The sequence below is a fragment of the Pedobacter sp. MC2016-15 genome, assembly GCF_026239695.1.
In the GTDB taxonomy this organism is placed as follows: Bacteria; Bacteroidota; Bacteroidia; order Sphingobacteriales; family Sphingobacteriaceae; genus Pedobacter.
This window is the reverse complement of the sequence record NZ_JAPIVS010000005.1, coordinates 25,291-43,746: the sequence shown is the minus strand read 5'-3', so window position 1 is coordinate 43,746 and position 18,456 is coordinate 25,291. Positions and strand designations below refer to the sequence as shown.

The 18,456-nt window shown below is 44.2% G+C and carries 12 protein-coding genes; 2 read left to right on the top strand and 10 right to left on the bottom strand.

Annotation, left to right across the window (positions count from 1 at the left end; translation table 11 throughout):
* Positions 1-19 precede the first annotated feature (19 nt).
* The 6 genes from OQY15_RS15345 to OQY15_RS15320 form a co-directional block, all read right to left on the bottom strand.
* Complete coding sequence (locus tag OQY15_RS15345; RefSeq protein ID WP_265792697.1) at positions 20-1,645, bottom strand: peptidase dimerization domain-containing protein; 1,626 nt, start codon at positions 1,643-1,645, stop codon at positions 20-22.
* Positions 1,646-1,662: 17 nt separating this feature from the next.
* The gene (locus OQY15_RS15340) at positions 1,663-3,294 is read right to left on the bottom strand and encodes an amidohydrolase (protein WP_265792696.1); all 1,632 of its coding nucleotides are present in this window, start codon (positions 3,292-3,294) and stop codon (positions 1,663-1,665) included.
* A gap of 24 nt (positions 3,295-3,318) precedes the next feature.
* Positions 3,319-5,886 carry a zinc-dependent metalloprotease gene (locus OQY15_RS15335; RefSeq protein WP_265792695.1) on the bottom strand — a complete coding sequence of 856 codons (2,568 nt, stop codon included), beginning with the start codon at positions 5,884-5,886 and terminating at the stop codon, positions 3,319-3,321.
* Between the two features lie 17 nt (positions 5,887-5,903).
* Positions 5,904-7,343 (bottom strand): RagB/SusD family nutrient uptake outer membrane protein, encoded by a 1,440-nt coding sequence (locus OQY15_RS15330; RefSeq protein ID WP_265792694.1) that lies wholly within the window; start codon positions 7,341-7,343, stop codon positions 5,904-5,906.
* A gap of 12 nt (positions 7,344-7,355) precedes the next feature.
* Positions 7,356-10,637, bottom strand: coding sequence for a TonB-dependent receptor (locus OQY15_RS15325; RefSeq protein ID WP_265792693.1), 3,282 nt, complete (start codon positions 10,635-10,637; stop codon positions 7,356-7,358).
* Between the two features lie 162 nt (positions 10,638-10,799).
* Entirely contained in the window at positions 10,800-11,369 is a 570-nt protein-coding gene (locus OQY15_RS15320) for a sigma-70 family RNA polymerase sigma factor (RefSeq protein WP_265792692.1), read from the bottom strand.
* A 391-nt stretch (positions 11,370-11,760) separates the two neighbouring features.
* Here OQY15_RS15320 and OQY15_RS15315 point away from each other — a divergent pair, with 391 nt between their 5' ends.
* Positions 11,761-13,113 (top strand): M23 family metallopeptidase, encoded by a 1,353-nt coding sequence (locus OQY15_RS15315; protein ID WP_265792691.1) that lies wholly within the window; start codon positions 11,761-11,763, stop codon positions 13,111-13,113.
* Here OQY15_RS15315 and OQY15_RS15310 read toward each other — a convergent pair.
* From OQY15_RS15310 to glsA, 3 genes are read right to left on the bottom strand one after another with little or no spacing between them, the layout of a single operon-like run.
* A complete protein-coding gene (locus OQY15_RS15310) occupies positions 13,110-13,754 on the bottom strand; it encodes a response regulator transcription factor (protein WP_265792690.1) in 645 nt (214 codons plus the stop codon). The two genes, OQY15_RS15315 and OQY15_RS15310, sit on opposite strands and share 4 nt — an antisense overlap.
* 24 nt (positions 13,755-13,778) lie before the next feature.
* Positions 13,779-14,579 (bottom strand): histidine kinase, encoded by an 801-nt coding sequence (locus OQY15_RS15305; RefSeq protein ID WP_265792689.1) that lies wholly within the window; start codon positions 14,577-14,579, stop codon positions 13,779-13,781.
* A gap of 59 nt (positions 14,580-14,638) precedes the next feature.
* Positions 14,639-16,237, bottom strand: a complete 1,599-nt coding sequence (gene glsA, locus OQY15_RS15300; RefSeq protein ID WP_265792687.1) for a glutaminase A — start codon at positions 16,235-16,237, stop codon at positions 14,639-14,641.
* Positions 16,238-16,616: 379 nt separating this feature from the next.
* Here glsA and OQY15_RS15295 point away from each other — a divergent pair, with 379 nt between their 5' ends.
* Positions 16,617-17,459: an N-acetylmuramoyl-L-alanine amidase gene (locus tag OQY15_RS15295; RefSeq protein WP_265792686.1), complete on the top strand. Its 843-nt coding sequence runs from the start codon at positions 16,617-16,619 to the stop codon at positions 17,457-17,459.
* Positions 17,460-17,945: 486 nt separating this feature from the next.
* Here the strand turns inward: OQY15_RS15295 and OQY15_RS15290 are convergent, their stop codons facing one another.
* The gene (locus OQY15_RS15290) at positions 17,946-18,383 is read right to left on the bottom strand and encodes a DUF4112 domain-containing protein (RefSeq protein WP_265792685.1); all 438 of its coding nucleotides are present in this window, start codon (positions 18,381-18,383) and stop codon (positions 17,946-17,948) included.
* Positions 18,384-18,456 lie beyond the last annotated feature (73 nt).

Here is an 18,456-nt window from a genome sequence, read left to right as displayed (position 1 = left end):
ATCCCATTCTGTTGTTTTTTTACTTCCGGATCGTAGGGTATTGAATACCCAACTGCTCCAGATAGGTTTTATACTTTGCCGGATTATAATAGTATTTCTTCATTTCCGGTCTGAACTCTTCCATAATCTTTTTGTTGAGCTCGATTGCAGGTTTATCGGTTTTTGACACCAGAGGGATATATTTTGTCTCTTTTGTCTGCACCTCGCTAAAGTATGTTTTTGCGTTTTTCAGCAATTCAGGATTGGTAAAGAGTTCCAGCAAAGTCATCGCTTCGGCTTTTGCACCCGCAGTTACGCCTTTATGGGCAATAGGTGTAGCCATCGAAATGGCATTGGCCCAGTTATGTCCCGGAAGGCCGGGGATATTGGAAGGGTACCGCAGTACAATCGTGGGTACAGTCCATGAAATATCAGCGATATCGTCAGACCCTCCTCCCCCGGAAGATAGCGATGCAGCAGGCTTGGACAGCACATTAAGCTTGGTCGCCAGCCCCTCTTCGGGTGATTTCAGCTCTTTTTGAATACCGTGTGCAAGAGCCTGGTCTTCAGCAGACCATACAGGTAAACCTACACTTTTGATATTCTCATACATCGCCTCTGCCATGGGCTGATTAAAATGCCCCGGCCATGCGCTTCCCAGAACCGTATACGTCATTTTTGTATCCGTCATTTTAGCGGCTGCCTCGGCCATTTTTATCCCATCTTTATACATCTGCATGATCTTGGGATAGGATCTTTCACGGAAATAATACCATACAGAAGATTTTGAGGGCACCACATTAGGCTGGTCGCCCCCATCTGTGATTACATAGTGGGAACGCTGCGTGGTTTCCATATGCTCACGGTGATAGTTCCATCCAAGGTTCATCAGCTCAACAGCATCCAGTGCACTTTTCCCTTTCCATGGCGCCCCTGCAGAGTGTGCAGACTCGCCCTGAAAGTCGAACCTTACCGAGATCATGCCATTTCCACCCCCATCACCATAGCTTGTGCCTAAATTATTGGCCACATGGGTAAAGATACAGGCGTCAACATCTTTAAAATAACCATCGCGCACGTAGTATGCTTTAGTGCCTAGTTGCTCTTCGGCAACGCCGGGCCATAGCATGATCGTTCCAGGGAGCTTCTCCCTTTCCATGATTTTTTTTAGGGCAAGCACTGCTGTGATATTCAACGGTTCACCACTGTTATGTCCTTCGCCATGTCCCGAGGCACCTGCGATAATCGGATCGTGATAGGCAACGCCAGGTTTCTGAGAGGCTTTAGGAATACAGTCGATGTCACTGCCAATGGCGATGAAAGGTTTGCCCGATCCCCATTTCGCAGTCCATGCGGTTGGAACACCAGAGATTCCCTGCTCTATCGTAAAGCCATTTTTCTTCAGGATATCAGTCAGGTACTTTGAAGTCTCAAATTCCTGGAAACCCAGCTCCCCAAAACTGAAGACCATATCAACCATGACCTGCGTATTTTTTTGTTGTTTATCGATTTCTTTACTGAGCTCTGCTTTCAGGGCCTCCAGCTTTGCCGGAGCCAGCTGCGCTTTTGCAGCAATCGGATGTAGCAAACAAACAGCAGCGATGCCTAGTGCAGTACATGAAATCAATGCCTTTTTATAATAAAATTTTTCTTTAATGTCCATCATGTCAGGATTTGGAATGATTATTTGGTACTCTCTGCACGCACTGTCGGATATTTGATGCCCAGCTGCTGCAGGTAAGAATCGTATTTTTTAGGATTGTAATACATCTTCTGCATCTCAGGACGGTATTCGGCCATAATCCTCTTGTTCAGCCCAATTGCCGGTTTATCAGTTTTGGAGATCATTGGCGTATACTTGATATCCTTCGTCTGAACTTCATTAAAGTAAGTCCATGCTGCCTTGATGATCTCGGGTTTTACCAGCATATCCAGTACGGTAAGTGCTTCGGCTTTAGCGCCGGCTGTGGCCCCCTTATGAGCAATAGGTGTTGCCATCGTGATGGCACTTGCCCAATCGTGCCCCTTTAAGCCAGAGATATTTGAAGGGTAACCCAATACAATTGTTGGTACATTCCAGGAGATATCGCCGATGTCATCAGATCCACCGCCATTCCAGGCAGCCCCAGGAACGGCCCATCTCAATGTATCTACTGCTGTCGGTAATCCCTTTACCATTTGGGGCGCATTCGGATTCAGTTCCTTTTGCGTCGCCAGCGCCAGTTGTTTATCCTCTTCAGACCAGGCTGGCAGCCCTACTTTTTTGATGTTCTCATACATGGTTTCAGCGATGGACTTATTCATGAAGCCCGGCCATGCACTTCCCAGTACTTCGTAGCTCATTTTGGTATCAGTCATTGAAGCAGCAGCCTCAGCTATTTTAATACCATCTTTGTACATCTGCATGACTTTTGGATAGTCCTGCTCACGGAAGTAATACCATACTGAAGCCTTTGAAGGAACCACATTCGGCTGATCGCCACCATCAGAGATCACATAGTGCGAGCGCTGACTGGGCAGCATATGTTCCCTGTGCAAATTCCATCCGGCGTTCATTAATTCAACCGCATCTAATGCACTTCTACCCTTCCAGGGTGCACCTGCAGAATGTGCCGCTTCGCCCTCAAAATTAAACTTTACGGAAATCATTCCGCTGGTTCCGATGGGACCGTAACCCGTACTCAGGTTATTGCCTACATGTGTGAAAATACAGGCATCCACATCTTTAAAATATCCGTCACGCACATAATATGCTTTGGTAGCCAACTGCTCTTCAGCCACTCCGGGCCATAATACCAGCGTTCCCTGGATTTTTTCTTTCTCCATGATCTTCTTCAGGGCCAGCATTGCGGTAATATTGAGTGGCATACCAGAGTTATGTCCCTCGCCATGTCCCGGTGCTCCGTCGATAATCGGATCATGATAGGCTACTCCTGGCTTCTGCGAAGCTTTAGGAATACAGTCGATATCACTTCCGATCGCAATTACCGGTTTCCCGGATCCCCATTTAGCCATCCAGGCCGTAGGTATGCCCGATATTCCCTGCTCTATCGTAAATCCGTCTTTTTTTAAAATATCCGTCAGGTATTTCGAAGTTTCAAACTCCTGGAAGCCCAGCTCTCCGAAACTAAACACCATATCCACCATGACCTGGGTTTGTTTCTGTTGTTTGTCAATTTCTTTGATCAGTTCCGTTTTCAGTGCTTCTAATTTCGCAGCATCCATCGTTTGGGCTACTGCCTGGGATGGATCAAAAAGTCCATATCCAAATACACAGGAAGCCGCAACATAAACTGCCGTAATTAATTTTTTCATGTTCTTCAGTTAAGTGAAAGCATCTTACAAATTATCGTAGGTAGCACTATATCCAGAATTATTTACTTCAGCGCCATGCAGGAAATCCATACCCGGCATGCCTATTGGTGCTCCAGGTGGCATATCTGTAGCTGCCGGGGGCTGGAACTTATTAGGGTCAGCCTTAAAAGCTTCAAACTGGGATAAGGCAAAAAGGATATTTGCTTTTTGTTTTGGCCTGGCGCCGGACAGCTTTGCACTAAGCAACTGCTTCAGGTTCTCAACCTCGTAGAGCGCCTGTCCCCTGACCACCTCCGAAGTACGGCTGTTGGCAGCCAGCATCAGCAGGTATTTTACCACCTGATTGTTCACTACAGTTTGCAGTTCTCCCTTGTAGCCCTCGGCCATCGGCGCATTCCAGGTCTGGTCGATCAGCTTATCTGCCACCTCGATAAATCCAGGGTACTTACTGTCCCTGGCATTGTACTCTATCAGTCGGCTTGCCCTTTCGTCATCCAGCAGATATGCCATTGTTGTACTTGCAGCAGATTCTGCCGCCGCTATAGGATCGAATGTCGGGCCGGTATAGCGGTTAAACGTCTCTACTCCTGCAGGATACCCTGAAGGGCGCGGAGGGATCATCCTGATGAGTTTTTCGGGCAGTGCCAGCGCATCAGGTGTAACAGTGCTCATGAGAGATTCAAAGGCACGCCATTGCTCTTTGGGCTCAACCATCCTCGTCACCACCTGACCATCGCCCTTAATGGCATGTGTAAAATAAAGTCCACCGATAGATTTGGCCACTGCCTCAATCTGGTAGCGGTGCAGCAGATAAGCCGGTACCAGCACCTCTTCGATAGTCGCGAGTGGTTCTCCGTCAATAATCGCTTTTTCAGAAAAATTATCCAGTACCTTACGGCGCACCGTCATGATATTCGTCATCTGATCGATAGGGTCCGCGCCATCGTCCCACTGGTGAGAGGTTGGGTGAGCATTACCTCCTATATCAGGGATGAAAATATAACCCTGATCCAGCGTTTCGTGCATGATCTTCTCCAGTGCAGCAGTTTCATCAGTACCTTTTTTAAATTCAGCATATCCCCATAATACGGCACGTTTGTCCCAACTGCCAATCCCTTTTGCATAGGCATCAGACAGATCTACCGTTCCGTCCTTTTTCAGCGAAAACTTTGGGTAAGGATAATCCATTACTGATGCACGGTCCTTGGGGCTTGCCGCAAAATTGTGGTTAAACCCTAAAGTATGTCCTATCTCATGTGCAGAAAGCTGCCTGATCCTGGAGAGCGCAATCTCCTGCATCTCTTTCGGCACAGGTTTGCCCGCAATATACGGCTGCAGTAGCCCCTCTGCCATCAGGTAATCCTGACGATGGCGGTCGGAGCCCAGTGTGACCACCCCTTTGATGATCTCTCCGGTCCTGGGATCTAAAAAAGAAGCACCGGAAGAGAATGCGCGTGCCGGGTTGCCGGAACGGTTAATCCAGTTTACTACATTATAGCGGATATCCATTGGGTCTGCTCCTGCGGGAAGCTCGCTGATCTGGAAAGCATTTTTAAAACCCGCAGCTTCAAAAGCTTCATTCCACCAGGCACCACCTTCGATCAGTGCTTTCTTGATCACCTCAGGAGCGCCGCGGTCTACATAATATACAATCGGTTTTACCGCTTCACTTAGCGTTGCATTAGGATCTTTTTTCTGCAGGCGGTGACGACGAATAAATCTCTTCATGATCGGCTCGGTCATCGGTGCAGAAAAGTCCATATAGGCAAACTGTCCAAATGCAGAGCGGGCATCAAACTTACGCGGCGAATAGCCCTTTTCGGGCAGTTCTATGAAAGACTGATGCATGTTTATCGTAATTGCCGTTGGATCAGGGGCAATATCATTACCCCGTTCATAACCCCCGGGGTTAGGATTTCCACCGGTAAAGGTTAGCATGGATTCAAATTCCGTATTCTTAGGGAAGTTCTTTGTGTTTTCCATAAAAACCACCGAGCGTGTTTCATCCAGCCTGTACGCCCCTCCCGCTGATGCTGCGGGACGAATAGCCACGGGGCCGCTCACTCTCGCCACGCCAAGCCTGGATGTAATACCCTGGCTGTCGCGGATGATGAAGGGCGTCATATCAATCAGGTATTTGCCACCCGAAGAAGATACAGGTGCAAAAGCAAAGATGACCGATTTGGCGAAATTATTCTCCACCGCCTTGATCTCATCCACATTGGTGCTGATAGCGCGATAGTTATATACCGGCTCTACCAGCAGGATTTTAGGTCCTGATTTCACAAATTTGGCAATGGCGGAAGATGCCTGTCCCCTTTCGGGGCCACCATTTCCTACCCCATTGGAGAGCGACCTGAAATACAGGAATTCCTGATCCAGTTTATCTACTTCCAGATAGATCTTACCAGTTTTTTCATCGTAATAAAAGTCAAAGTAGCCTTCAAACTTCTTCAGGTTCTGCATGGATGGAGCCTGTGGTTTTGCGTCGCCCTGTTTACCAGCTGCTGCCGCTGCGGGGCTTTGCGTCTGCGCGTAGCTCATCTTGCCTGCTGCAATTAAGGCTAATGCTATGGTATAATAAAATTTCATTCGCTATTTGGTTTAGACTATAAAGCTTTATTGGTAGATATTTCTGCGTTTGGTATTGGGAAAATGTATTCTGTCTGCGCTGGAGTTACCGAAGGTGCAGTCCCTTTGGCAGGGATCGTCAGCAGGTTTCTCAGCAAGTCATTGGAACGCAAACCTTCGCCCAGGAACTCAATCCTTCTCTCTACCAGGATGCTGTTTACCAGTGCTGCCTGTGTAGCTAGGGCTGTAGCAGGAAAAACGTAGCTGGCGTCTGAACGTCTGCGAACAGCGGTCAGCAGTTCTGCACCCTTTGCGAGGTTACCGGATTTGGCAGCCGCTTCAGCATAGTTCAGCAGTACTTCGGAATACCTTAGTACCGGGATATAATCCAGGAATAAGCTGTTTTGATACTTTGTAAGGAATACCCCATTGGCATTGGTCTTTACCAAAGTTTTCCTGGCATCGCTGGCAGGCCATGTCGCATTTCCATAGATACCGGCCGGGTTTAAGCTATACTCCTGATTGGTGTTGTAGTTGTACCCCAGAGAGTTTTGTCCGGATACAAAATCCAAAGCAGCCATAGGCAGAGAAAATATCGATTCCGGGGAAACATAGTTCGCCGAGAAGATGGTGAGGATACTGGGCTGCATCGTATTGGCAACTCCTGAGGCTGCTACATATGGAGCCGCGGCTGGAACTATCTTCTGCGCTTCGGTGATCACATTGGCATTCATTCCCATTGTCAGATAAACCCTGGTTTTCAGCGCAATCGCAGTATTGCGGTGAGCTCTGGTCGTATTTAACACAGGCGTAGCATAAGTTAAGGGCAACCCTGCTTCAGCATCGTTCAGATCTTTGAGGATCTGCTCATATACCTGGGCCACGGTGCTTCTTGGCATATCATTGTCGGTCGTAGACATCTGTCCTTTTAAACGCAGGGGAATGCCCGGAGAAGACCCGCCATCTTTAACGTAAGGCTGACCATAAAGGGTAATCAGCGCGTAATAGGTAAGAGCTCTTACAAATTTTGCTTCAGCTACATATTGAACCGAAGTAGCAGCAGGTACGACGGTGGTGTTGGCCGCCAGACCGTCTATCACCAGGTTGGCAGAATTGATTGCTGCATAACCGGCACTCCATGAAGAAAGTGCATCGGCAGAACCAGAGTTGATGGTATGGTTCCAGGCATCATATCCTGTAAAAATATTCTGGAGACGATTGAGAAATTCTTCACCTCTGATATCGTTGAGCATCAGGTTACGGCCACCAAGGAAGTCGCCACTTTTCATAGCCTTGTACATACCGTTTACCTGGGCCAGCACCCTTGTCGGCGTAGAGAATACCAGGTCTGCCGAAACAGAAGTTTCAGGAATTGGGTTCAACAATTCTGATTCCTTACAAGCCGGCAGCAGTGTACCCAGGCCAACTGAAAGACAGGTAAGTTTAAATATGTATGATTTGATTTTAATATTTTTCATCTTTTCTTTTGCTTAAAAACCAACATTAATACCGAAAGTAAATGTCCTGCCCTGTGGCACAGAGTTCTTATCCACACCCGGGGTAGTATTTGTATTACCGTTTACAGAGATGTCCGGATCCTGACCAGAGTACTTGGTAATGAGGAAAGCATTGAACACCTGCGTATAAATTCTGAGTGAAGAAATTCCTGATTTTCCAAATATTGCCGGGTTAAACCTGTATCCTAAGGAAGCAGTTTGCAAACGGATGAAATCGGCCTTTTCCACATTGGCAGAGATCGGGAACGAAGAACCGTTCGACAAAAGATCTCCCAGGACAACCCTTGGGATATCTGTCACCTGACCAGGAGTAGTCCATCTGCTCAGCACCTCTGTGCTATTGTTCCAGAAGCGCTGGTCGCGCCAGGTGGCTTTAGTACCATTCTGAATGTAGTTCCCTCCCGAGTACGTGAAGTTTACACCCATATCAAAGCTTTTATACTTGAACGTATTGTTGAAACCTCCGTAGAAAGTTGGCAGTGCATTACCGAGGATCTGGTAATCTTTCACGCTGATTGCAGGCGCTGCAGTACCATCCAGATAGGTCCAGCGGCTTCCTCCTGCAGGAATCGATTGACTGTACTGCACCTGTTGTCCTGCGGCATTCACAAAGATGCGCTGTCCGTTTGCAGGATTAACACCGTTTGTCACTGCGCCAAACAAGCTGCCCACAGAATATCCTACACGCGTAATGTTGGTAGTTTCTGAAGACGTTGCTGTGGTACCCACGATTTCAGATCCCGCACCAAACAGATCGATAACTTTGTTCTTGTTGCGTGTGTAATTGAAGTTGGTGTTCCAGGAGAAGTTGCCTTTCTGATATACCAGTGCAGAGACGCCAAACTCAAAGCCGCGGTTGTACATAGCTCCTACGTTTTGCAGGATCGCGTTTCCGGGAATACCTTTTGAGGGCGACTGTGGTACGTTCAGGATCAGTCCGTCTACGTTATTGTTATAGTAAGTAACATCAATTGTTACACGGTCTTTGAACAATCCGATGTCTGCACCTACGTTGGTTTGTTTACTTGTTTCCCAGCCCAGATCTGGGTTCCCTCCCTGGTTAAACGCGAAGGTTGGTACTGTTCCGTATAAGCTTGACGTATAAAGAGAAAGGGAACCAAAGTTATTGGCTAAGTTTCCGTTACCTACCCTGCCCCAGCTGGCACGTAGTTTAACACTGTTCATGATCTCTGCCAGATGAGAGTTTTTGTAGAAATCTTCAGCAGATAATGCCCATCCTCCGGAAACTCCACCGAAATTACCATATTTTTTGCCGGTACCCAGAGCTGAGTTACCATCACGTCTGTAGTTGATGGTAGCGAAGTATTTTTTGTCGAAGTCATAACTTACCCTGCCAAAAATTGAAGCGAAAGCCTTTTCACTTCTCGAGTTGTTGGTAGTGCCCGGTACGATGTTCTGGAAGGAACCTTCAAAAGTATCGTAGAATGAATCAGACAAACCTGTACGTTGTGCTCCCCACATGGAGTTTTTGAACTTCTGCACATCGTACCCACCCAGTAGGCTGATGTTATTTTTATCGCCTATTTTTGTCGCATAGTTTAAGGTATGCGTAAGGTTCCAGTTATCAATTAATACACTGTTGTTGGTTGCCTGGCCACCATTGGCAAAACCTGGTCCGTGAACGGCGCTTTCAAAAGATTTGTTTTCAATTTTAAAGCGGTCGACCCCATAGCTCAGCCTGTAGGTTAACCCTTTGGCCAGGTTGACATCAACGGCGAAGTTACCAATGATCCTGTCGTTTTCTGAGGTGTAAGTATTGTACTCCAGCAGGGCAGCAGGATTGTAGAAGTTGCTGGATACTGTATTCGCACCCATGCCTAAAGTATTGGTGGTACTCAGATTATACGTACCATCTGGATTTTTCACGGGTACATTAGGTGCAGATAGAGTGGCTAAACGGCCGATGGCAGTTAAACCAAAGGCATTTCCTTCCAGGGAACCTGTTTGAGGAGAAGCATTTAGACTGTTGTTGTAGTTGATGTTCGCCGTCAGCTTGATATAGCTGGTCAGTTTATGATCAATGTTGAAACGTGCCGACTTACGGGTAAATTCATTGGTTCTGATGATCCCCTCCTGTTTACTGTAGTTGGTAGAGAAATAATATTTGGTTGTTTCTGAACCTCCGGAAATGTTGAGACTATGATTTTGTGAAACTCCTGTTTGATAGACCTCATCAAACCATTTGGTATCCACCAATGAACCATCTTCACTGTAAGATGGGAAGAAAGATGCCGAAGGTACAGCAGCATTATTCTGATTATTGGAAAGGATCTTGGAATTAAGCGTCGCTTCGTTTTTGATCAGCAGAAATTGTTCCGTATTCAGCAATTCCGGCAGGCGCACAGCATTAACGATACCTGTCCATCCTTCATAATTCACTTTAGGTTTTCCGCTTTTACCTGATTTGGTAGTGATCAGGATTACTCCGGCAGCTGCTCTGGAACCATAGATAGCCGTAGATGCTGCATCTTTGAGGACGTTTACCGACTCGATATCTGCAGGGTTAATATCCCCGAGAGGATTGTTGGCTACTTGTGCATTGCCTGAGCTGTTCCCGGTATTGATGGGAATACCGTCAACTACGATCAGGGGGTAAGAACTAAGGGATATGGAATTGATACCCCTGATCCTGATTACCGGTGCGTTGTTTAATACACCATTTGGCTGTCCTATACTCACACCTGTTGCCTTACCCGCAAGCCCCTGGTCAAAACTCTGTACCGGAAGATCTTTAAGTGTTTCACCAGAAACTTTTGAGGCTGAGCCCGTAAACTCTGCTTTTGTTTGCGTGCCATAACCCACTACTACCACGTCATTTAACGTTTTAGCATCGGGTTGTAAGCTGATTTTCAAAGAGGTCTTAGCTCCTACAGCCACCTCCTTTGAAGTGTAACCGATGTATCCAAATACGAGTATAGTGTTCTCATTTGGTACCGTGATCGTAAATTTACCATTGCTGTCGGTGACAGTAGCTGCGCCACCACCCTTCACTTTTACAGATACACCAGGCAGAGATTCGCCCTTTTCATCTGTAACTACTCCAGAAATCCTGATTGCGGCCTTCAGATTAAGGGCTTTCAGCGCTGTTTTTTTTGTTAAGGAATTGCCGGTAGCTCCCTCAGTTGCTGAGGCATTAGTAGCGATTAAACAAATGGTTAGAGATGTTAACGTACCAACTTTTGAGCACCTTAACGCATAATTTTTCACTCTCTTATAAAGTAGAGATTTTTTCATAATTTTGTCGCTTAAGTGTTTAGTAATTTTTTGTACTGCTATCATTCAGGTTCCGACGCCCGATAGCTTACAAATCCGATGCTTTACATTTCTCCTTCCGGTCTTGAATTCTCAGGATTGGAAGGTTCTTGTCTTCATTCTTTCCGCGTGTTTCTTTTCATGTTAGTTTTTGGTTGAGGTTAGGTTTCGTTGTTGATTATTTTTTCTGAATGCATCCTTAACAGTGACCATAGCCAGTGAAAGGTATTCCTTTACGGTATGCCTGGATATATTCAGTTGTTGGGCAGCCTCTTCATAGCTCTTCCCTTCCAGTTTGCATAACTTAAATACTTTTTGTTTCTGGGGCGACATGTCCCTGATGGCGGTATGGAGAATCCTGTAGTGCTCCTCATGAGAGTCATCTCTTTCTTCATCATAAGTATGGTAAAATGACAACACTTTCTCCTGAGCAGCAGAATGACGTATCTTCCTTTTCAGATGGTTAACCGATTTATTAAAGCTGATCACAAACAACCAGCCGCTCACAGACTGCTCTTGTTTGATAATTTGCCGGCTCTCCCACAAGGTAGCGAAGACATCCTGAAGAATATCCTGAGACTCTTCCTTATTTTTCACAAATTTATAGACATTCATATAGATGAGCTGGTGATATTTCCAGTAAAGACTATTAAATCCTTCACTAAATCCATTATGCAAGAGAGAAACCAATGCTTTATCATCAACCTTAGCCATATAATTATCAAAAATTAATCTTAAACCTGAACAATAAATGGAATTATGACACCGTTAATAACAATATCACTGTCAGAACCTAAATATATTGAATTTTTTATTACTTTTTGAATGTTTAATTACATTTTAAACAATAAATATCAATTAATATTAAAAATAAGATACATTTTAAGACGAATATTGGCTAACAAATTACAAAACAGACAATTTTAACACATGAAAAGCGAATATATCTGTAATTAATCAAAAATATCAGCCGTTTTATTGACAGATTTCAACAAATAACTAACTAAATATAAAATTTTGAATAAACCTGTAATATCGGTAAGTCGGCAGTGAAAATTCTAAAACTTCATGAGCATGCTTTTGTTTAGTTAAGGACTATCATCCCATGAATACAAAACAATTGCAGAAACCCAACAACATCAAATTTGCCGGACTATACCTGATGATATTGGGATTGCTTTTTTCCTGTAAATCAGGACAGGTCAATCTTTTCAAACCAGCGTCACCACATGAGCAATATCAGCGAAAGTTGGTTGCTGCCGGTCTGGACAAAACCAGCATGGGCTCAGCCTGGATTGTTTCTTCCCTATCTGTATTTCAGAAAGCACTGAACATCAATATTCCTTACCAGGAAACAGGGTATTTCCCCGCTGAGTCAGTTTCTGCGACCGCATACCGTTTTAATATAGTACAAGGACAAAAAATCAGCATAAAGCTTTCCCGGAAAGGCGTTCAGCCATTCATGATCTATATAGATATATGGGAACAGGCACAAAACGGACAAATGAAACTGGTAGCTGCAGCAGACACGATTGATCAATCGCTGCAATTTGAAGCAAAAACCAGTGGATCTGTTTTTATCCGTCTGCAGCCCGAATTGCTGCGCGGTGGACAATATACCCTGAACATCAATACCGGACCATCGCTGGGATTTCCGGTAAAATCATCAAACAGCAGGGATATCAAAAGTATTTTCGGCGATGGCCGCGATGAAAACTCCAGAAAACATGAAGGCATCGATATTTTTGCAGCATTTCGCACACCTGCGGTTGCTGCTGCCGGGGGAACAGTCACAAGAGTTAATGAAAACAATTTGGGAGGTAAGGTAGTGTGGCTGCGCCCTAAGGACAAAGACTATACCTTATATTATGCTCATCTGGATTTGCAAACAGCAAAGGAAGGACAACAGGTTGTTCAGGGCGATACGCTCGGACTGGTAGGCAATACAGGAAATGCAAAATCTACATCCTCTCATCTGCATTTCGGCATATACACTTCAGGTGGCGCGGTAGATCCTCTGCCATTTGTTAACACCGTAATTAAAAACCCACCTGTAATTAGTTCAGCAGTCAGTAACCTCAATTCCACTATGCGCACCAGAGCTGCCGCCACCCTTTACGCTTCAACAGACCAGAATGCCCGGACCATCACCTCTCTGAAATCCGGGACAATAGTAAAAGTGAATTCTGCAAACAGCAGCTGGTATAAAATAGAATTGCCGGATGGTCAGCCCGGGTTTATACAGGCTAAAGCCCTGACCAGCATCAATAAGCCCTTGCTTAAATTGAAGGTTACCTCCGCTCAGCAGGAACTGTACGATTACCCCGACAGCCTTCATGCTGCCGTTAAGTTAACATTGAAGACAGGCACGCAACTGGAAGTACTCGGGAACTATAATAGTTACCAGCTGGTAAAAAACAACACTGACCAAACAGGCTGGATCGACACCCTACCTTAAACAATACCCTGCTTTATCGCTTTTGCGACCGCTTCTGTAAGTGAAGCAACATGCAGTTTTTCGTAGATCTTTTTGATATGACTGCGTACTGTTTCATAACTGATAAACAACTCTGCTGCTACCATTTTATAACTCAAGCCATTCACAATACATAGCAACACTTCCTTTTCCCTGGGAGTGAGCTTATATTCATTGACAGTTGATTTACTGATCTTTTCAGGAATCTGCAGCTTGTTGATCACTTTACGGGCAATACTCGGGCTCATTGGAGAGCCTCCGAAATGCAGTTCCTTAATGGCATCGATGAGTTTATTTTTGAGGTCGTCTTTTAACACATACCCGGAGGCACCGGCGCAGATCGCATCAAAAACCCTGTCATCATCCTCAAAGACCGTCTGCATGAGAATTTGTATAGTAGGCAGCTCCTGTTTGAGCAGCTGTACTGCTTCAATGCCACTCATTCCGGGCATCTGAATATCCATAAGTACAATATCAGGTTCACATTTGAGGCAGTCGTTCACACAATTGAGCACATTCCCAAAAGAGCCAACCACTTCCATATCCGGATTTGTACTGATCAGCAAAGTGATACTTTGCCTGATGTTTTTATTATCATCAAAAATTGCTATGCGTAAACTCATGTTATCTAATATTAAGTGTATTATTCAGGGGATTCTATATTGCACTTCAATTTGGGTCCCCATCCCATTTTTAGCGCTTATTATCTTTAATTGGGCAAAGATTTCATCTGCACGCATTTTCATATTACGCAAACCATTGCCAGAAAGTGTCTGCTCCTCATTTTCAAGACGGCTATGGTATTCAAAGCCAGCGCCATCATCATGAACACTTAAAATCAGGACAGCATCCACAAGGTAAAGCTTTACCGTAATCACTTCGCAGTCAGCATATTTTAGCGCATTATTAATTGCTTCTTTAAAAATAAGATAAATATTCTTTCTGATATTCATTTCCAGTTTAAGGAATGGCACCTTAGGGTCACAATGCAGATTGAAGTTTATATTCTTTGCTTTACACACCGGCCTGGCATAAGAATCCATTCTGCTGTAAATACTGCTCATATGGTCATTATTGGGATTAATCGCCCAGACGATATCACCCATCTCGCTGATCATTTCACTGGCAGTTTCGCCTATCGTGTCCAGCACCTTATTCAGTTGATGATGATTTTGCTGTTGCTGATAGATTTTAGCTACCTGGCTATATACCGAAATACTGCTCAGGGTAGAGCCGATGTTATCATGAAGATCCACAGCAATGCGATTTCTTACTTCCTGCCTGTTGAGCAGTTCCCTGATCCTGTAACGGTATAAAATAATAGCAAGACTGATCACAAATATGGCCGTGAGGATAAAGAACCATGAAATTAAACTGTGCGTAGCCTGGTCAAGTGTTCCAGCCACATGCTTGTTATGAATCACCATCAGAACTACAAATGTCATCATATTTATGATCAATACATATCCCCATAATTAACATTCTTATCCCCAAAAGTGGGGATATGTTATCGTAGAGCATTGTTGGCTTCAAGTAAAAGGATGGTACCCTGATGGTTCTCTTTATAGGCATCCCCAAGTGGAGTATTCCCCCACCGGTCGCGCGGATTTAAGTCGACGCCTTTATCAATCAGATAAGCAATCACCTGCTCATGCCCCCCTGATGCCGCCAGGTGCAATGCAGTTCTGCCATCATAATCAGCCATATTGATATTGATGCCCCTGGCATAGAGATGCTGCACTTCCAGCAGATTACCTTCGGCTGCTGCCCAGCATAAGCTCATTGCATCGTCAATTTTTGCTTCGTTTCTTTTCAGCCGGGGATCTTTTTTATCAGGATTGTTCAGATTCAGACTGTCATAGCTATGGAAATTATAACGTTTCACGAGTTCCTTTGAAAATTCAATGCCTTTCACAGAGTTTCCCGATTTGTCCAGCTTTGGCGACCATATTGCTATGCCCATCAGGTTTGGAATCACCAGCATCAGCCCACCGGCTACACCGCTTTTTGCGGGCAGGCCTATGGTGAAGGCAAATTCTCCGGAAAAGTCATACATTCCACAGGAGTTCATCAGAGAAAGACAGTTTTTAACCGTATTATTCTCCATTGCGCGTTCATTGGTGAGAGGACATATCCCTGAATTTGCAAGCGTAGCTGCCGCGACGGCCATCGCATTGGTATCCGTCTGAATGGAACAGCACTGAAAATAAAATTCCAGCGTATTTAAGAGATTCGTATGTTGTGGAAAAGCTCCTTTTTCCTTCATATAGTAGCCGAGTGCAAAATTCCGGTCGGCCGTTTCCTTTTCTGAAAGATAAACCGAATTATTAAATCCCAGCGCATTTTGATTGCCGGTGATCTTATTCCAGAAATTAAGTACATGATCAAAACGGTCGGCCATTTCCAGATCAGGACTGATCAGCGAACAGGCCATGATCGCACCGGCGTTGATCATGGGATTATGGGGCAGATTGTTTTCATTGAGCACCAAACCGTTAAAGCCTATTCCACTCGGTTCGCGACCGATATGCTGATGAACGATCTCTTCGCCGTGTTCCTCAAGTACCATACAATAGTTCACCGGTTTGCAGATAGACTGTATACAAAAATCCTCGTTACTGTCGCCGATAGAAAACTGCTGTCCACTCACGGTACAAATCGAGATCGCGTATTTATTGGGGTCTACACGGCTCAGTTGCGGGATGTAAGTTGCCACATTGCCGCCCTTATTCTGATTGGTTACCTCATAAATCTCTGTAATCTCCTTACAGAAACTACCGAAATCGGGAATGATCAGGTTTCCCTGTATCGCATCCTTGATGATGCCACCCAGGCTATGTTTGATAATATCTTTAAATTTCGAATATTCCAGTAATTGCGATGCGATATTCAGGTCAGAGAGATCGAGCTTTAACCTGGGGTCATTCTCCATGATCCCTACTGCATGAAGCGCAGTAAAAAGATCTGAAAAATAAATACTGGCGTCTTTCCCTTTTCGCAGGCATTCATAGAGATAACTGTATTCAACTTCCATCATACCGTTAAAATCGGTCTTTCCAGCCCCGTTCAGCCTGATCTTTTCCTGTTTTTTTTCTGTAGTAGCCATAGGGCAAAGTTCGGTATAAAGGAAGCGCCGTAACATCTCCAAAAAAGGGGGTTCTTCATCCCCCTTTCAGGGGATACCCTTTTGGTTGACAGGGAACTGAAACAGCAAATGGCTCCCTCCCGGGGAGCCATCAGACTGAACTAAAACTTACTAAATTTATTGAACCGATAAAGACGCTCACCTACCCGATTACATTTAGATTAACCGTAGAGGTGATGATCATTTAATGAGTAATACAAATATCATGATAAGCTGAGGCTTACTATATCCCCAATACCGATCAAACTTATCCCCATAAGTGGGGATCAGACAAAACTTCAAAAAGTATATTAAAAATGATAGTAATCTTTCGTAATTTTGAATAAACACACGAATACGAATGCCAAACGTTATTAAGAACCAGATATCTGTCAGGTATATTTTTGCATGCCTTTTACTGATCAGCTCTGTTTACACCTTTGCTCAGACCAATCCTGTACAATTACAACCGGTACAAACTACTCCTGTAACTGCGAAACCAATGACCATTGTTTTGGATGCAGGACACGGCGGTAAGGACGGATCTACGAGGGGAGAGTTTTCAAAGGAAAAAGATGTTGCTTTAGCGGTAGCACTCCAGCTGGGACAAACTATCCAGGAACAGATTCCCAATGCAAAGGTAATATTCACCCGCACTGAAGATGTATTTATTCCATTATACGAGAGAATAGACATTGCCAATCGGGCACATGCAGACTTATTTATATCCATCCACTGTAATTCCATGCCGTTCAATATGAGAGGACGGACAAATGTCACTGGTGTAGAAACCCTGGTCTCAGGTTCAGGAAGGCTTGGTGAGCAGGATGCTGCGGTAAGGGAGAATGCATCCATCCTTTTAGAGAAAGATTATAAGGATAATTATGAAGGATTTAACCCTAATGATCCTGAAAGTTTTATTATTCTTGGCCTGATGAAAAATGCCTACCGTCGTCAGAGTATTAAAATCGCAGGATTGATCCAGCAACAATATATTAAAGCGGGACGGGTAGACCGAGGGGTAAAAGAACAGAGTCTTGCAGTTTTGGCCAAAGCGGGTATGCCGGCAGTGTTAACAGAAATCGGGTTTATCAGTAATCCGGGTGAAGAAGAATACATCAACTCTCCGAGTGGAAGAGGAGAAATTGTTCAGAACATCACCAATGCCATTCTTGAATACAGAAAGCAAATGGGCATGAACTAAAAATAAAAAAGGCCAGATGAACTGGCCTTCATTATTAACTGTTATTACCTATTATTACCTTTGACATCCATCCTCAGGTAAAGTCTTGATTCTGCAATAGTTGCCAGAAATTTTATTCGTTTTAGGGTTAAAAATGAGCAAAACGCTAAATCGTTTAATGCTTCACAATATTCCGTAAAAAAAGAAATCAATGCAACATTTTTGGCACTTTATGCCCTATAAAATGTAACTTTTGTAATATGATCAATATTTAAAGCTAAAAATTATATTTAATATAATTAAAAGATATTATCACCTAGTATAATTGCAAAGTTTTCAATCGTTTTAGAAGTTCAAACATAGTAAAAGAATAAAAACACTCATTTTTTTATGAAAACGACATATAAAAATACCTAATTGATGAAAAATTCATAAAATCATATCTTTTATTATACGCTATTAACGTATTCTGTAGCAAACATCAAATTGGCATCAAACCAGGACCTTTTAGAATAAACTGATCAGCCAGTCGCCAAGTTTTATGAGCAGGAAAATCATCAGGGCGAGCAGAACGGCTAAAATAACAATAGCCAGAATAATTGTATTTTTACCACTACCACTATGTTTTCCTTCCACATAATGCTCTTTTAGTAAGCGAAGGTTTCTGCTGTTGGCTTTAAAGAAGAAGTCAAACACCTGACCGATCAGCGGTATTCCTCCGATAATTGCATCAATAAAAATATTGATACTCATCAGCACAACCAATTTATTACTGGCACCTTTTCTTGCCATCGCCAGTAACAATCCAGCCGAGATCACGAAGCCGGTCATATCTCCAACTACCGGGAACAAATTCATCAGCGGGTCAAGGCCAAATCTAAAATTAGTTCCCGGCAAACGAAATTGTTCATCCAGCAGGTAAACCAATCTTTTAATGATGGTCATTCCGGGTCTTTCTGTTTTACCAGGCAAAATAGGTTGGTCGGGCATGTGAAGATAACGGCTGTGCGAAAGAATT

Excerpts from the sequence above, each read along its gene's own strand:
- glsA (WP_265792687.1), bottom strand. The coding sequence starts at position 16,237 with ATGGCTACTACAGAAAAAAAACAGGAAAAGATCAGGCTGAACGGGGCT.
- OQY15_RS15335 (WP_265792695.1), bottom strand. The coding sequence starts at position 5,886 with ATGAAATTTTATTATACCATAGCATTAGCCTTAATTGCAGCAGGCAAG.
- OQY15_RS15345 (WP_265792697.1), bottom strand. The coding sequence starts at position 1,645 with ATGATGGACATTAAAGAAAAATTTTATTATAAAAAGGCATTGATTTCA.
- OQY15_RS15325 (WP_265792693.1), bottom strand. The coding sequence starts at position 10,637 with ATGAAAAAATCTCTACTTTATAAGAGAGTGAAAAATTATGCGTTAAGG.
- OQY15_RS15305 (WP_265792689.1), bottom strand. The coding sequence starts at position 14,579 with ATGATGACATTTGTAGTTCTGATGGTGATTCATAACAAGCATGTGGCT.
- OQY15_RS15330 (WP_265792694.1), bottom strand. The coding sequence starts at position 7,343 with ATGAAAAATATTAAAATCAAATCATACATATTTAAACTTACCTGTCTT.
- OQY15_RS15310 (WP_265792690.1), bottom strand. The coding sequence starts at position 13,754 with ATGAGTTTACGCATAGCAATTTTTGATGATAATAAAAACATCAGGCAA.
- OQY15_RS15320 (WP_265792692.1), bottom strand. The coding sequence starts at position 11,369 with ATGGCTAAGGTTGATGATAAAGCATTGGTTTCTCTCTTGCATAATGGA.
- OQY15_RS15315 (WP_265792691.1), top strand. The coding sequence starts at position 11,761 with ATGAATACAAAACAATTGCAGAAACCCAACAACATCAAATTTGCCGGA.
- OQY15_RS15295 (WP_265792686.1), top strand. The coding sequence starts at position 16,617 with ATGCCAAACGTTATTAAGAACCAGATATCTGTCAGGTATATTTTTGCA.
- OQY15_RS15290 (WP_265792685.1), bottom strand. The coding sequence starts at position 18,383 with ATGACCATCATTAAAAGATTGGTTTACCTGCTGGATGAACAATTTCGT.
- OQY15_RS15340 (WP_265792696.1), bottom strand. The coding sequence starts at position 3,294 with ATGAAAAAATTAATTACGGCAGTTTATGTTGCGGCTTCCTGTGTATTT.